Origin of the sequence: Streptomyces sp. SID5910, from assembly GCF_009862125.1 — a bacterium.
GTDB lineage: Bacteria > Actinomycetota > Actinomycetes > Streptomycetales > Streptomycetaceae > Streptomyces.
On sequence record NZ_WWHX01000719.1, the window covers coordinates 1 to 15,011 of the forward strand.

Here is a 15,011-nt window from a genome sequence, read left to right on the forward strand (position 1 = left end):
TGTCGCCCTCCTCCGCCTTGCAGCTGCACGCTCCCCCACGCTCGGCTTCGCTCGCGCGGGAGGGGCCCCATCGCCCCGCTCGGGTCGGCCGAGACGCACCGTCTCTCCCAGCCGACCTGATCCAAACGACAGGCCCTAGTCGCCGGGCACCGGCCGGCCACTGCTTCAGTGGCGTCCGTGCGGTCATGTGACGACCCCCGGTACGGCCGTCAGCTGCTGGAAGCCGCCGCTCTCGTGGCGCACGGTCAGCTTGACCTCCTTGCCGGGCCGGGCGCGGGCGACGGCACGGGCCAGGTCGGCGGCCGAGTCGACGCGGGCGGTGCCGACCGCCAGGAGCACGTCGCCTCTGACCAGGCCCGCCGTGTAGCCGGGGCCGGGCACGTGGACGCCCACGACCAGGGCGCCCGGCTTCTCGTGGTCCACGGCCTCCACGCCGAGGGCCACGCCCGCCGGTGCCGGCGACGGGATGGCGGTGGCAGACGGATGTGCCGGGGCGGTCCGGCTGCCGGGCGGTGTTCCCGGTCCCGGCGCGCCGGCCTGGCTCCGCAGCTCGGCGAGTCTGCTCATGCCGATCACCGCGGCGCCCACCGTGCCGAGCCCGACCCCGGCCAGGAGCAGGACCGTCGCGGCGAGCAGGCCGCACAGCAGGGTGGTGAGCCGCCGGCGCCGCCCGCGCGCCGCGTGCGGGCGGTGTGCCGGGGCGGGTGTGGTGCCGGGCCCGGGGTCCCGGCCGGGCATCGGCTTGGGTCGCAGCGCAGTCTGTTCCATGGTTCGCCTCCGGGCAGAGCCCTACCCGGCGCCCAGGCCCGTGACGAGCCACGAACGAGTGAGACTGACCGGCCGGGTCAGCGAAGCGCGGGAAGTGCGGCGCTCCGCGGGACGGGCACGGCCGGGGACCGGTCCGGGAGGAAGCCGTGGGTGCGTCCGGCCAGGTACTCCGCCGTGTAGCGCGGGACGTTGCGGTGCCAGTTGAGGATGCCGGCCATCCAGTTCTGAAGGTCCGCCACATAGCCCCGCATGACGTCCCGCGCCTCGTCCGAAAGCTGGAAGTCGTCGTAGACGATGGGCAGTTCGTGCGCGACGACGTGCTGGAACTGGCGCATGCGCTGGTTCATCAGGTCCTGCACGACGGGGAGCGCGGTCGGGTAGTCGATGCCGAAGAAGTTCTGCACGACGAGGACCGCGTTGTGGACCTCGCCCTCGTACTCGATCTCCTTCTGGTACGAGAAGACGTCGTTGAGGAGGCAGGCGTAGTCGATCGCCGCGTTCTCCAGGGAGCGGACGGGCCCGCTGCGGTAGACCTCGGGCGGCACGGCCGGGCCGTGTCCGGCGCGGCACAGGCCCAGGGTGAGGTCCGAGCCGAAGGTGGCGCGGCGCATCTCCAGGTAGTCCACCGGGTCGGGGACGCGGTTGTGGATCTGGTTGGCCAGCTCCCACACCCAGGCCTCGGTCATCGTGTCCACGGCCGTCTTCAGCGGGCGCCGCTCCTCGGACGTCATGCCGGCCGTGGTGCGCGCCCACAGGTCGGTCAGGGAGCGTTCCATGGCGTTGGCGGGCGGCGGGACCGGCTCGCCGTCCAGCGGCATGCAGGCCGACAGGCGGGCCGTGGTCAGCCGGGCGGCGGCCAGGTCGCGGCGGTGGCCGTATACGAGCGGGTAGTAGTCGTCGCCGTAGGTGCCGAAGGCCAGCCAGTCGGAGGCGAGGTCGAGCTGCTCCTGGGTGGCGTCCGGGTCGAGGCCCGCGGCGCACAGGGGGAGGTCGCAGCTCGCGAGCTTGTCCTCGTCCCAGACCCCCTCGCCGAGGATGCCCATCGCGGTCGACCAGGCGAGCAGATGCCGCCGGGAGCCCTCCAGCGCGGGGCTCAGCTCCAGCGGGTACGGCATGTCGATGTCGGGGATGACCGCGGGCCCGACCTTCTGGAACGGCACGTACGTGTAGGGGCGGGCCCGCTCGGCGGCCGCGGTGGCGAGCAGCGCGCCGACGTCGGCGGCGGAGGTGCCGGGGCCGGTCAGGGCCTGCCAGCCGGCGGCCGGCCGGGCGCCCTTGTTCATGTAGCGGCTGGAGCGCATGTGCCACTCGTGGCCGCCCGACTGCCAGTCCTGGAGGCCCTTCGCGTACGCCCCGACGGCCGCGATCTCGGGCGGGGTGAGCCCGTTCTCCAGGGCCACCGCCGGCACTTCGGTGAACGCGGTGTGCTCGAACTGGTGCAGCCGGGAGGTGAGGACGTCGTTGACCGTGTCGGCGGCCTCCTGGGTGGTGCAGCCGAAGAAGGTCTCCAGGACGAGCACGCCGTTGCTGAGCTCGCCCTCGTCCTCGACCTCGCGCTGGTAGGAGAAGAGGTCGTTGCGCAGGTGGACGGCGTCGGAGAAGGTCTCCATGAGCACCCGCAGGGGCCGCGTCTCGGCGACGGCGGCCGGCACCTCTGCGGTCGCGTACTCGACCAGTCCCGCCGACCAGGGGGCGCCGCCCACCTTGCGGCGCATCTCGATGTACTCGACGGGGTTGGCGATCCGCCCCTCGTTGATGTTGGACAGCTCCCACAGGGACTCGTTGAGCAGGTGCTCGGTGGCGACGGCGAAGCGGCGGCGCCAGTCGGCCGACATGGCGGGCACCGTGCGCGTCCACAGGTCGGCGAGGCCGGCCTCGACCGGATTCTCCGGCTCGGGCATCTCGGCGGCCGGGTCGAGCGGCATGAACAGGGGCAGCCGGTCCAGGTGGGCCTTGCCGGCGACGCGGTCCTGGCTGCGCTTGAACCTCTCCAGGAAGTGGTCGTCGAAGAAGAAGACCCACACGTACCAGTCGGTGACGAGGGAGAGCGCGGGTCCGTCGCAGTCGGGGTGGGTGTAGGCGCAGAGCAGGCCGTAGTCGTGCGCGTCGAGGTCGGACTGCTCCCAGACCCCGGAGCCCTCCAGCATGCCCATCTCGCGCGCCCAGGCCGTCGAGTGGGCGCGGGCCTCGTCCAGGTGCGGATTGAGCCGCGCGGGATGCGGCAGGTAGAAGTGCGGGAGTTCGAAGGGCTGTTGCGTCATGGCCGGGCCCTACCCAGGGGCCTTCGCGGGCATCCTCGGGCCGGGACATGATCACACCATCGCGTGAATCGGGACGGAACGGGGGAACTTTCGCGGTCGCTCAGGTCCTGACCTGGATCAGCGCGTGCGTCCCGCTGGTCCGCCACCGCTGCCCCTCGCCCGCCACCAGCGCGGCCTCCGTGTCCTCGTCCAGCCCGGTGATCACGTCGGACTTCAGGGTGCGCAGCGCGGCGACCGGGCCGGGGAAGTACGCGGTGACGTCCGCGAAGGGCGTCGTCGGGGGCCACCACCGGTCGCCCACGAGGCGGCGGTAGTTGAGGTCGCCCTTGAGGACGGTGACCGTGGCCGCGGCGAAGTCCGCGCGCAGGTCGGCGGGCATGTCCGCGTAGGGCAGCGGGGCACTGGAGAAGGGGTGGGCGCGGACGGTGACGCGGCCGTCGGTCAGCGCGGCCCACAGGGTGCGGCCGTACTCCTGCGCCGCCCCGCCCGCCGCGATCAGTCGCCGCAGTGCGTCGAGCACGTCGGCGGTCGTGGCGTCGGAGACGTAGTACGGGTGCGGCTTGACGTGCAGGACGGCCCGGCCGATACGGCCGTGCGCGAGGAGGTGGGCGACGAGGAGCAGGTCGGGGACGAGTTCGCGGCCGGCGTTGTCGGCGACGAGGCAGAGGGTCGCCGCGTCCCCGCCGGACAGCAGGGACAGGAGCGTGTCGCCGTCGTCGGCGACCAGTGCCCGCACGTCACCTCCGTCACCTGCGCCGGTGGTGGAGAGCCGGAAGCTGAGGTCGGCGCGGTTGCCCCAGAGGGAGCCGTGCAGCAGTGCCCGGAGCTGGTCGTCGGCGGGCCGGTCGGCGAGCTGGTCGAGGGCGGCGAGTTCCTCGGACGTCTCGGGCGCGTCGAGTTCGGTGAGCTTGGCGGGCCGGAAGGGGTCGATGCCCTGCCAGGCGCCGGGGGCGAAGTGGCCGACGGCGTCGAGGAGCCGGCGGTAGAAATAGCTCTCGGCCCACAGCCAGGGCACGTCGAACCAGGAGCGGCCGGCGTACTCGGTCATGCCCCAGGCCGCCCAGCGGTCCCGGTCGTGGGCGTCGGCGGGCAGGGGCTCGATCACGCCCTCGGTGCAGTTCACCAGCAGCGCGTCCAGGGCGCGGCGCCGGCCGGGGTCGTAGGGGTACGCCTCCCTGACCTGCCGGACGATGGCGGGATGCCGGTCGGCCAGCACACCGTGGGGGAAAGACCCGGGCTCGTCACCGACGATGACGGGGGCGGTCTCGGAGGGGGTGTCGGGCATGCGCCTCACGGTAGCGCCCACGACTCGGCTCCGCCGGGACACGCACCCGGCCCGGCCCCGCGGGAGCGCCGTCCCTCGGCCGAGCGGCCCGCACCACGCACCACCGGGCACCGCGGGCCGGCTCCGCCGGGCCACGTACACGGCGGCCTGGCCCCGCAGGGGCGTCGCACCTCCCCCACCCGCTCCGCGCGGGCCGGCTCCGCCGGAACACGTACGCGCCGGGCCCCGCGGGGCCGCCACCTCCCGGCCACCCGGCCCGCGCCGCTCACCGGCGGCCACCCGGCCCCCCGCACCGCTCCCCACCGGCGCGCGCACGCCGCGCAAGCCCCCCACCCTGCATCTCCGCCCGGCGGAGTCGCCCTCAGGCCATGCTCGCCTCGCGTTCCAGGCGGGCGGCGAGGCTGAGGTAGCGGGCGCGGCGGGTCACCGGCACCATGCCGCGGATCAGTACGTGCCACATCTCCGCCATCCGGCGGGGCTGCCGGGCGGCCGGTTCGAGGGTGAGTCCGACGACCCGGGACCCCACGAAGGAGCAGACGATGGTGTGGGCGACCGACTCGACGTCGATCTCCGGGTGGAGGTCGGCCTGTCCGACCGCGTCGAGGAGGCGGGACGAGGCGATGTCCACCCACTCGGTGAAGGGGTGGGGCAGCGGCGGCCGTACCGGCGCTCCCGCGGTGGCGAGCCGCAGCCCGGCCCGCAGGACCGGGCCCTCGGCGGACAGCCGGGCCATGACGAAGGTCAGGCGCATCAGGGCCTCCAGGGCGGTGTAGCCCCTGCCGTCCAGCTCGGTCGCCAGCCGGCGCCATGTGCGGGACTGGAGCTCCATGATGGCGTGGGCCAGGTCCTCCTTGGCCGCGAAGTGGAAGTACAGGGCGCCTTTGGTGACGCCGGCGTGCTCGACGATCTCGGCCAGGCTGGTCGCCTCGTAACCGTGCTGGTCGAACAGGTCGGCGGCGGCTTGGAGGATGGTCGCGCGGGTCTGCTCGGCGCGTAGCTGCCTCGCCATCGGCTGAACTCTCCTGGGCTGGAACTCGACGGGTCATGCCGTCTGCCTTAACCCCCAGTACACGATAACTCACGGTCCGGCGCCCGCCTTTCGCCCCCCGTGGAACCGAACGTGCCACCGCACGGCGGCGGACCGGCCGGTGTGCCCGGGCGCACCGGCCGGTCCGCCGCGTCACGGCGTACGCCCGCTCAGTTCACGAAGACCGTGGCGCCCCCGTCGGTGACCGGGGCGTAGGTGGCGGTGAAGTACCCGTTGGCGAAGCAGAGGCTGGAACCGGACACCTTGGTGAAGTGCTGGTCGGTGAAGGCGATGCCGTTGTCCGTGTTGCTCGCCGTGCCGGACAGGCCGGGTGCCTCGTAGACGCAGTTGACGCTGCCGAGGAGGGTGCGCAGCGTGACCGTGGTGCGGACGGCGGAGCCGCTGGGCGGGGTGACGGCGACGGTTCCGTCGGAGGAGACGGTGGTGGTGTACGGCAGGTTGGCGACCTGGATGCCGTTGACGCCGAGGACGCCCGTGACGTTGCTGGTGCAGGTGCTGCTGTCGAAGGTGTGGGCGGTGAGCGACTCGGTCGCGGTGCCGGGGGCGGTCGGGTTGTCGGTGACGGAGACGGTGAACTGCGAGGCCGTGCAGGAGACTCCGCTGGTGCCGGTGGCGCTGGAGTGGAACGTGGCGGTGGTGCCGCTCGCCAGGGACGCGGTGAGGGTGTCGCCGACGGCGACGGGCGTACCGCCGGTGGCGCCCGTGGTGAGGACGGGCGTGTCGGCCGCGGCGGCGGGCAGTGCCGTGGGGAGGGTCAGCGCGGCGACGGCCGCGGTGAGCATGAGCAGAGTACGAGTACGCATGCGGCTACCTCTTCTTGGAAGTGGGGTTCGGTGAAGCAGGGGTGGGCCGGCCGCGGGGACACGGCCGGGCCGATGCGACGAGATGCCGGGACTGCGCCCGGGAGGTGCGGTGATGCCCTGTTCGGGGCCGGGAACGCGGACGTGCCGCGGGAACGGATCCGGCGCCACGGATCCGGGAAACGCTTCCGTTTGTAGAGCTGACTGCCTGTCAGGGTCAAGTGTTCGTACGGGGTTTGGGCCCTGCGAAGCGAGCGGCACACGACCCTCACTCTTTACTCACACCATGCTTGACCCCTGTGTGTAACCACCGGTAACTTCCGAATGGCTACTGGTGCGTAACGTGTAAGCCCTTGCAGCCGCCGGGAGTTGCCGGGAGGCGTGCGCACCAGCCGCTGTCCGCGCCAGGACAACGTGCCGCTGAAGCCCGTTCCGCATTGACTATGCCTCTGGGAGCAGACATGGCCTCGTCCTCGGACGTCACTCCGTCCGCCGGCAACACCCCCGAGCCCGACGACAGACCGGAAAGCGGTTCCGCACCTCAGGGCGCGGACGGCACGAGACGCGGGCGGGTCAGGCTGCGCCGGGCCGCCGTGCTCGCGGTGCCGGCCGCCGCGGTCACCGCGGCTCTGGCGATCCTCACCGCCCAGGGCGCCCTGGGTGTGCAGTTCGCGATCTCCGGCATGCCCTTCACCGTCACCGCGACGGAGCTCGACGGCACCGGGTTCGCCCAGTTCGGCGGCCTCGACAACATGGCCGAGGGCAGTCCCAACGCGGGTGACACCGGCGGGCAGGTGCTGGTCGTCACCTCCGTGATCAAGGACGCGACGCTCACCAAGCTGTGCCAGAGCGTCGACCTGGGCGGCACCAACCTGCTCATCACGGCCGGCGGCGGGGACGCCAAGGTGGCCGCGAGCGACCTGACCACCGACTCGACGCTGCTGTCCGGTGACGCCGCCTTCAACAACATCGAGATCGGCAACGACGCCAGCACGCTGGACAAGGCCGGGCCCAAGGGCCGCGGCCCGGCCGGCGTCTTCAGTCAGCAGGCCGACACCGTGCACATCAAGAACCTGCGGCAGACCAACTACGCCACGACGGCGGGCGTGTTCAAGCTGCCCGGGCTGAAGATGCGCTTCAGCGACGCGGGCTGCTGATGCCGGGCGACCGGCGCAGGGGCTTCTGGGCCGCGTTCCGCGACTGGCGGTCCGGCCGGCCGTTCTGGGGCGGGCTGCTGCTCGTCCTGGGCGGGGCGGAGGTCCTGTTCACCATGAAGGCGTCGCTGAAGGTCGTCCTGCACGTCGGCATGCAGGGCGTGGCCGGCTATCTGCTGCCGGTCGTCATGCTGCTGTGCGGACTGCTCACCCTGGTCACCCCGGCCCAGCGGCTGTTCTACTCGCTCATCGGCGTGCTGGCCTCCCTAGGCACCTGGCTGACGTCCAACCTGGGCGGCTTCCTCATCGGCCTGCTCCTCGGCTGCGTCGGCAGCTGCCTCGTCTTCGGCTGGCTGCCCGACCAGGAGTCCCGCCGCGAACGGCGGCGGCGCAGGAAGCAGGCCCGCGCCGCGCGGTCCTCCGCGCGGCCGCTGGAGCAGCGGGCCGGCGAGCCGGCCTGAGAAGGGCCGGGCGGACGACGCCGCGGCCGGAGCCGCGGCGTCGTGGGCGTCGGACTCGTGTCAGGCGAGACCCGCGGACTTCAGCCACTCCTTGGCCACGTCCAGGGGGTCCTTCTTGTCCAGCTGGACCTGCGCGTCCAGGTCCAGGAGGGTCTTGGTGTCCAGCTTGGCGGAGACCGCGTTCAGCGCGGCGACGCCCTCCTGGGGCAGCCCCTCCTTGTTGACCAGCGGGGTCACGTTGGCGAACCCGAACAGGTTCTCCGGGTCCTTCAGGACGACGAACTTCTCCTTCACGATGGTCGGGTCGGTGGTGAAGACGTCCGCGGCCTGCACGGTGTCCTTGGCCAGCGCCGACTGGGTCAGCGGGCCGCCCGCGTCGAGCGCCTTGAAGGACTTGAACTTCAGGCCGTAGACGGACTCCAGGCCCTTGAGACCCTGCTGCCGGGTCTGGAACTCGGGCGAGCCGCCGATCGCCAGCTCGGGCGCGGCCTTCTTGAGGTCGGCGAGGGTGGACTCGGCGGTGAGGCCGTACTTCTTCGCGGTCTCGGCGTTGACGCTGACCGAGTCCTTGTCCTCGGCCGGCGAGGACTCCAGCAGCGTCAGGCTCTTGTCGAGCTTGGCCTTCACCGCGGCGTTCACGCCGTCGGCGGACTGCTGCTCGGCCTTCGAGTCGAGATAGGCCAGCAGCGAGCCGTTGTACTCCGGCAGCACCGTGACCGAGCCGTTCTTCATCAGGCCGTAGGTCGTCTCGCGGCTGCCGATGTTGTGCTTGTAGGTGACCTTCAGGCCCTTGGCCTTCAGTGCCTCGCCGTAGATGTCGGCGAGCAGGGTGCTCTCGGCGAAGTTGTTCGAGCCGACGACGACGGTGCCGGCCTTCGCCTTCTCCCCGGCGAGCGGGTTGTCGGAGGTGTCGTCGGAGGAGGAACAGCCCGCGAGCAGCCCCGCCGCGGCGGCGAGCGCGACGGCCGCCGCCCCGGTGTGCCTCGTCCTGGACCTGCTGCTCTTCGCGGTAGAAGTCATCCACCGATCCAAACGAGCAGCTCGTCGGTCAGTCAACCACGGCCGGGTCACGGTTTCCGCACGTCCTTGTCCGGCCGTCAGCGCCTGCGCACCCCCGGCGACACCGCGAACCGGCCCGCCGCCCAGAACAGGGTGAGCGTGGCCAGGGCCAGGAGCGCCACCAGGGTGGCGCCGCCGACCACCTTCTCGTAGTCGCGCTGGTAGAGCCCGTCGATGATGTACCGGCCGAGCCCGCCCAGGCTGACGTAGGCGGCGATGGTGGCCGTCGAGACGACCTGGATGGCCGCCGAGCGCAGCCCGCTGAGGACCAGCGGGAGGGCGACCGGCAGTTCGACCCGGAACAGGATGCGTGTCTCGTGCATGCCGAGGCCCCGTGCGGCGTCCACCGGGGCGGGGTCGACGGTGCGGACCGCCTCGTAGGTGGTGACCAGGATCGGGGGTACGGCGAGGACGACCAGCGGGATCATCACCGGCAGCAGGCCGATGCCCACCACGACGGCGATCAGCACCAGCAGGCCGAAGCTCGGCAGGGCCCGGGCCGCGGTGGCGATGAAGGCGACGGCGTTGCCGCCCCGCCCGGTGTGCCCGGTGAGCAGCCCGACGGGCAGGCCGATCGCGGCGGCGAGGGCGAGCGCGAGCAGCGTGTACTGGACGTGTTCCAGCAGGCGTTGCGGGATGCCGTCGTAGCCGTGCCAGTGGGCGCTGTCGCTGAAGAAGGCGTTGACGAAGTTCAGTACGTTCACCGGGCCGCCTCCTTCGCCGCCGCCTGCTCGGCCGGCCGGGCCGCGTCGTCCTTGCCGCGCCGGCGGGTGCCGCGCGGCATCCACGGGGTCAGCAGCGTCCGGGCCAGGACCAGCGCCGCGTCGCACAGGATGGCCAGGACGGCCGTCGTGAGAACGGAGTTGACCGCGAGCTCGGGCCGGTCGTACTTCTGCGCGTCCGCGAGCAGATTGCCGAGGGCGCCCTGGTTGCCGATGAGGGCGCCGACGCTGACCAGGGAGATGCTGGAGGCGGTGGCCACCCGCAGTCCGGCGAGGATCGCGGGCACGGCGATCGGCAACTGCACCTGGAGATAGCGCCGTACGGGCCCGAAGCCCATGGCCGTCGCCGCGGCCAGCGTCTCCTGCGGCACCGACCGCACGCCGTCGACGATGGCGGGGACGAGCACCACCAGGCTGTAGACGGCCAGCGGGATCATCACCGTCAGCTCGGTCTGGCCGGTGTAGTCGATGAGGACCACGAAGACGGCCAGCGAGGGGATGGCGTAGAACACGGTCGTCACGCCGAGCACGGGCGGGTACAGCCAGCGGAAGCGGACGCAGAGCTGGGCGACGGGCAGCGCGAGCAGCAGCCCGGCCAGGACCGGCAGCAGCGCCTCGCGCAGATGCAGGCCGATCAGGCCGAAGTAGGTGTTCTGAAGGTCGCTCGGGATGTCGAAGAAGCCGTTCACGAGGCGACCTTGGCCTCGTCGGCGCGCCCGGCGGCATGGACCGCGGCGTGGGCGGTGCGGATGGCCTCGCCGATGGTCTGCTGGGAGACGACGCCGGTCACCCGGCCGTCGGCGTCCACGGCGACGGCCCAGCCGGTGGGCGAGAGCACCGCGCAGTCGAGGGCGGCCCGCAGCGAGTCGGTGCCGGGGACGAACGGCCGCCCGTACGGCAGGAGGGCGTCCGGTGCGATGCCCCCGGCGGTCAGGCCGCGCGGCTCGCCCCAGCCGAGGGGCCTGCCGTCGGCGTCGGTGACGAGGAGGTAGGGGGCGTCCGGCGCGGCGAGGCGCTCGGCGATCGCGTCGAGCGGCACGACGGCGTCGGTCGTCAGCTCCAGCGCGGCGGACGGGAAGAAGGACAGCCGGCGGATGCCGCGGTCGGCACCGAGGAAGTCCTCGACGAAGGCGTCCACCGGGTCGGACAGCAGCTCCGCGGGGGTCGCGAACTGGGCGAGCCGGCCGCCGGTGCGCATCACCGCGACCATGGTGCCGAGCTTGACGGCCTCGTCGATGTCGTGCGTGACGAAGACGATGGTCTTGCCCAGCTCGTCCTGGATGCGCAGCAGTTCGTCCTGGAGGCCCTTGCGGACCACCGGGTCGACGGCCGAGAACGGCTCGTCCATGAGCAGCACCGGCGGATCGGCGGCGAGCGCCCGCGCCACGCCGACGCGCTGCTGCTGGCCGCCGGAGAGCTGGTACGGGTACCGCTTGCCGAGGGACGTGTCGAGCCCGACCCGTTCCATCAGCTCGGCCGCCCGCTCACGGGACTTCTGCTTGCCCCAGCCGAGCATGCGGGGCACGGTGGCGATGTTGTCGAGGATCGTCCGGTGCTGGAAGAGACCGGCGTTCTGGATGACGTAGCCCATGGACCGGCGCAGTGTGGTGACCGGCCGGCCCTGGATGTCCGCGCCGTCGAGGAGGATGGTGCCCTCGGTCGGCTCGACCATCCTGTTGATCATCCGCAGGGTCGTCGTCTTGCCGCAGCCCGAGGGGCCGACGAGGACGGTGATCGACCGGTCGGGGATCTCCAGCGACAGGCGGTCGACCGCCACCGTGCCGTCCGGATACCGCTTGGTGACTGATTCCATCCGTATCAAAGCGCCGCATGCCCTTCGGGGTCTGGCAGAAGCTGCCCGCTCCGGCCACGGTCGGTGGGGCCGTCGCCGGTCGAGTGTAGACGGCGGTCCTGCGGGGCCCTGGGGTTCGGAGCGCTCCTGCCCAGCGGCGGGGCGTTCACACCGGCGCCCCGCCCGGACGTCGCGGCGGGCGCCGTCAGCCCTCGGCGGGCGCCAGCCGCAGCGCGACGCTGTTGATGCAGTACCGCTGGTCGGTCGGGGTCGGATACCCCTCGCCCTCGAAGACGTGCCCGAGGTGGGAGCCGCAGCGGGCGCAGCGCACCTCCGTGCGCACCATCCCGTGGGACCGGTCCTCGATCAGCTCGACCGCGTCGGTGTCCTTCGGGTCGAAGAAGGACGGCCAGCCGCAGTGCGAGGCGAACTTCGTCTCCGAGGTGAACAGGTCGGCGCCGCAGGCGCGGCAGGAGTAGACGCCCTCGGTCTTGGTGTCGGTGTACTCACCGGTGAAGGCCGGTTCCGTGGCGGCCTCGCGCAGCACGGCGTACTCGGCCGGGTTCAGCTCCGCGCGCCACTGCTCGTCCGGCTTCTCGACGTCGTACGCCATGAGTCTCAGCCCCTCACTTGCCCGTGTCCGTCAGCTGGTCCAGGATGCGCGGTCCGAGGTCGGTGACGTCGCCCGCGCCCATGGTGAGAACGAGATCACCGGCCTTCGCCATTCCCGCGACCGCCGCGGGTGCCGCGTCCTTGTCGTGGACCGGGGTGACGTCGGCGCCCGCCGCCCGCGCGGCCTCGATGATCAGCTCGCTGGTGACGCCGGGGATCGGGTCCTCGCGGGCCGGGTAGATGTCGAGGACCACCGACGCGTCGGCCAGCGCGAGGGCCTGGCCCATCTCCTTGCCGAGCTCCTGGGTGCGGGAGAACAGGTGCGGCTGGAAGAGGACCAGGATGCGGGCGTCGCCGACCGCGGCGCGCATGGCCTCCAGGTCCGCCGTCATCTCGGTGGGGTGGTGCGCGTAGGAGTCGACGACCTGCACGCCGGCCGCCTCGCCCTTGAGCTGGAGGCGCCGCTTGACGCCCGTGTAGGCGGCCAGGGCGGGGGCCAGCTCGGCGGCGGGGATGCCCAGGGCGGCACCCGCGGCGAGGGCGGCGACCGCGTTGTGGGCGTAGTGGCGGCCGGGGACGGAGACGCCGAAGGTCAGCTCGGTGCCGTCCATCAGCACGGTGACCTCGCTCTTGAGGCCCTGCGGGACGACCGACAGGACGCGCACGTCGGCGTCCTCGGACTCGCCGTACGTCACCGTCCGCACCGTGCCGGCCAGGCGCCGGGTCAGCTCGCGGGCGCCCTCGTGGTCGGCGGAGACCACCAGCGTGCCGCCGGGGACGATCTTCCCGGCGAAGGTCTCGAAGGACTCGTAGATCTCGTCCATCGACGCGTAGTTGGCGTGGTGGTCGAGCTCGACGTTGAGGACGATGGCGACCTCGGGCGCGTACTTGTGGAAGCTGCGGTCGCTCTCGTCCGCCTCGGCGACGAAGATCTCGCCGTCGCCGTGCAGGGCGTTGGAGCCGGGGGCGTCCAGGTCGCCGCCGATCGCGTACGACGGGCCGCGGCCCAGCTCGGCCAGGGAGACCGCGAGCATCGACGTGGTCGTGGTCTTGCCGTGGGTGCCGGCGACCGCGATCGGGCGCAGCCCGCCCATCAGGGCGGCGAGGGCGTCGGAGCGGTGCACGACCGGGATGCCCAGCTCGGCCGCGCGGGCCAGCTCCGGGTTGTCCTCGCGGATCGCCGACGACACGACCACGCAGCTCGCGTCGTCGGCGAGGTGCTCCGCCGCGTGCCCGATGTGCACGGTCGCGCCGAGCGCCCGCAGCGCCTCGGCGGTCGCGGAGTCCTTCGCGTCGCTGCCCGCCACCGCGGCCCCGCGCTGGGCGAGGATCTTCGCGATGCCCGACATCCCGGCGCCGCCGATGCCGATGAAGTGCGGTCGGTCCATGGCGGTAGGAAGGCCGGGTGCCATGCGCTGTTCTCCCCAGGGGTGCGGTGCGTGCTGGTGGGCGCGCCCCCGGCGCGGGGCCTGGGAGCGCGGGCCCAGCCTAAGCCTTGCTGTGGGAGAACAGCTTCAGCACCGGTACGCCGACCTTGTGCCGGGCCCGCGAGGCCCAGTCCCGGTGGAAGAACTCCTCCACGTAGTGCGGGTCGGTCAGGACGATGACCTCGTCGGCGCCGGTCTCCTGGACGAGCGATCTGAGCGCGTCCAACGGGTGCTCCTCGACCAGGCGGCCCTCGGCCTCGGCGCCGGACGCGCGCAGGGCCGTGAGGGACACCTCCAGGGCCCGCTGGCCGACGCTCAGCGCCTCCTTGCCCTCCGGGGTCTCGCCCTCGCGGACCGCGTCGTCGAGTTCGCCGAGGGCGACGTCGTCGATGGCCCGCAGCAGCCGGTCGGCCTGTTCGCCGCGCGGCTGGAGCAGCACGTGGAAGGCGACCGTCTCGTCCCCGTGCAAGGTGGTGACGAACTCCACGTCGGCGGACGTCAAGGCCTTCTCGATCATCAAAACGCTTGTGAACACCAGGCGCCCCTTCTCCTCCTAGGGCCCGTGGGCCCACCTCCGCAGGTTGTGCCGAGCCCTGCGGAAACCATCCTGCCCCGTGATCGCACGGGTACTGCCGGATTCAGTGTGCCCGGCGCGGGATAAGCGGAACAGGCAATTCCGGATGCGGTTCGCGGGTGCGCGCTAACGGCCGAATACCTGTCCGGGTCGCCCTCGCCGTGACTCAGTCGCGCCGGTACCGGCTGAAGAGGAAACCTTCCTCCTCCAGGAGGGACGCGAGCGCGTACTGCCGCGGCACCTCGACCGAGGGCCCGCCCGCGATGCGCTGCGCGTCGCCCGCGGTGAGCATCGGGGAGACGGTCAGGCACAGCTCGTCGAGGACACCGGCCGCGACGAACTGGCCCAGCAGCCGCGGGCCGCCCTCGGTGAGCAGCCGGGTGTGTCCGAGGTCGGCGAGGGCACGTACGGCGCGGGCGGGGTCCACGCCGACGCCGTCGCCTGCGACCACCACCCGGGCCCCGGCCCTCTCGGCGGCCGCGACCCGGTCCGGGGCCGCCGCGGCGCCGGTGAGGATGAGGGTGGGCACCAGCGGCGAGGTGAACAGCGGCAGGTCGAAGTCCAGCTCCAGGCTGGCGCTGACCACGGCGATCACCGGCGCCGGGCCCTGTCCGGCCGCCTGCCGCAGCTCCGCGAACTCGGCCCGCGCGCGTGCGGGCCGGTACCCCTCCTGGCGTACGGTCTCGGCGCCGGCGATCACCACGTCCGCGAGGGCCCGCAGGGTGCCGAAGATCCTCATGTCGGCGGCGCTGGAGATGGGCTGGGAGCGGCCGTCGTGCTGGGCGGCCCCGTCGAGGGTGGACACCATGTTGGCCCGCAGCCAGACCCCCTCGGGGTACGCGTAGGCGGCGGCCAGCTCACCGAGCCCCCACTCCCGGTCACCCCCGGCGGCCTCGTCCTCAGCTGTCGGATCGATCACAGGGAACAGACGTCGCATGCGAAGCAGTGTTCCACGCACCCCGGCACCAAACCCCAGGCCCACCTGCACGGCCCCGGCCGCGGGCGTCGCGCCCACTCCCGCGCCCCCAGCCGCGGGGCAACCCGCCCC

The 15,011-nt window shown here is 72.6% G+C and carries 15 protein-coding genes; 2 read left to right on the plus strand and 13 right to left on the minus strand.

Annotated features, from left to right (window positions below; translation table 11 throughout):
* Positions 1-183 precede the first annotated feature (183 nt).
* The 5 genes from GTW67_RS24970 to GTW67_RS24990 all read right to left on the minus strand — a co-directional run bounded on the left by GTW67_RS24970 (position 184) and on the right by GTW67_RS24990 (position 6,165).
* On the minus strand, positions 184-768 hold the full coding sequence (locus GTW67_RS24970; protein WP_161167044.1) for a PDZ domain-containing protein: 585 nt from the start codon (positions 766-768) through the stop codon (positions 184-186).
* A gap of 77 nt (positions 769-845) precedes the next feature.
* Positions 846-3,029 (minus strand): germacradienol/geosmin synthase Cyc2, encoded by a 2,184-nt coding sequence (gene cyc2 / locus GTW67_RS24975; RefSeq protein WP_161167045.1) that lies wholly within the window; start codon positions 3,027-3,029, stop codon positions 846-848.
* Between the two features lie 100 nt (positions 3,030-3,129).
* Positions 3,130-4,314: a damage-control phosphatase ARMT1 family protein gene (locus GTW67_RS24980; protein ID WP_161167046.1), complete on the minus strand. Its 1,185-nt coding sequence runs from the start codon at positions 4,312-4,314 to the stop codon at positions 3,130-3,132.
* A 361-nt stretch (positions 4,315-4,675) separates the two neighbouring features.
* A complete protein-coding gene (locus GTW67_RS24985; protein WP_161167047.1) occupies positions 4,676-5,323 on the minus strand; it encodes a ScbR family autoregulator-binding transcription factor in 648 nt (215 codons plus the stop codon).
* A gap of 188 nt (positions 5,324-5,511) precedes the next feature.
* Entirely contained in the window at positions 5,512-6,165 is a 654-nt protein-coding gene (locus GTW67_RS24990) for a Tat pathway signal sequence domain protein (protein WP_161167048.1), read from the minus strand.
* A 458-nt stretch (positions 6,166-6,623) separates the two neighbouring features.
* On the opposite strand from GTW67_RS24990, the gene GTW67_RS24995 reads away from it, so the two are divergent.
* Positions 6,624-7,319, plus strand: a complete 696-nt coding sequence (locus GTW67_RS24995) for a DUF6230 family protein (RefSeq protein ID WP_161167049.1) — start codon at positions 6,624-6,626, stop codon at positions 7,317-7,319.
* On the plus strand, positions 7,319-7,777 hold the full coding sequence (locus tag GTW67_RS25000) for a DUF6114 domain-containing protein (RefSeq protein ID WP_161167050.1): 459 nt from the start codon (positions 7,319-7,321) through the stop codon (positions 7,775-7,777). The genes GTW67_RS24995 and GTW67_RS25000 overlap by 1 nt, the downstream gene beginning before the upstream one ends.
* 60 nt (positions 7,778-7,837) lie before the next feature.
* Here GTW67_RS25000 and GTW67_RS25005 read toward each other — a convergent pair whose 3' ends face one another.
* The 8 genes from GTW67_RS25005 to GTW67_RS25040 form a co-directional block, all read right to left on the minus strand.
* Positions 7,838-8,797: an ABC transporter substrate-binding protein gene (locus tag GTW67_RS25005; protein WP_161167051.1), complete on the minus strand. Its 960-nt coding sequence runs from the start codon at positions 8,795-8,797 to the stop codon at positions 7,838-7,840.
* Between the two features lie 77 nt (positions 8,798-8,874).
* Entirely contained in the window at positions 8,875-9,540 is a 666-nt protein-coding gene (locus GTW67_RS25010; protein ID WP_161167052.1) for an ABC transporter permease subunit, read from the minus strand.
* Positions 9,537-10,247, minus strand: coding sequence for an ABC transporter permease subunit (locus tag GTW67_RS25015; RefSeq protein WP_161167053.1), 711 nt, complete (start codon positions 10,245-10,247; stop codon positions 9,537-9,539). Before GTW67_RS25015 ends, GTW67_RS25010 begins: the two co-directional genes overlap by 4 nt.
* The gene (locus GTW67_RS25020) at positions 10,244-11,380 is read right to left on the minus strand and encodes an ABC transporter ATP-binding protein (protein WP_202437662.1); all 1,137 of its coding nucleotides are present in this window, start codon (positions 11,378-11,380) and stop codon (positions 10,244-10,246) included. The genes GTW67_RS25015 and GTW67_RS25020 overlap by 4 nt, the downstream gene beginning before the upstream one ends.
* 175 nt (positions 11,381-11,555) lie before the next feature.
* Positions 11,556-11,963, minus strand: coding sequence for a peptide-methionine (R)-S-oxide reductase MsrB (msrB, locus tag GTW67_RS25025; protein ID WP_161167055.1), 408 nt, complete (start codon positions 11,961-11,963; stop codon positions 11,556-11,558).
* 13 nt (positions 11,964-11,976) lie between these two features.
* A complete protein-coding gene (gene murC, locus GTW67_RS25030) occupies positions 11,977-13,374 on the minus strand; it encodes a UDP-N-acetylmuramate--L-alanine ligase (protein WP_161167056.1) in 1,398 nt (465 codons plus the stop codon).
* Between the two features lie 76 nt (positions 13,375-13,450).
* Entirely contained in the window at positions 13,451-13,924 is a 474-nt protein-coding gene (locus GTW67_RS25035; RefSeq protein ID WP_346010733.1) for an indole-3-glycerol phosphate synthase, read from the minus strand.
* Between the two features lie 205 nt (positions 13,925-14,129).
* Positions 14,130-14,900, minus strand: a complete 771-nt coding sequence (locus tag GTW67_RS25040) for a pyrimidine reductase family protein (protein ID WP_161167057.1) — start codon at positions 14,898-14,900, stop codon at positions 14,130-14,132.
* Between the last annotated feature and the right edge of the window lie 111 nt (positions 14,901-15,011).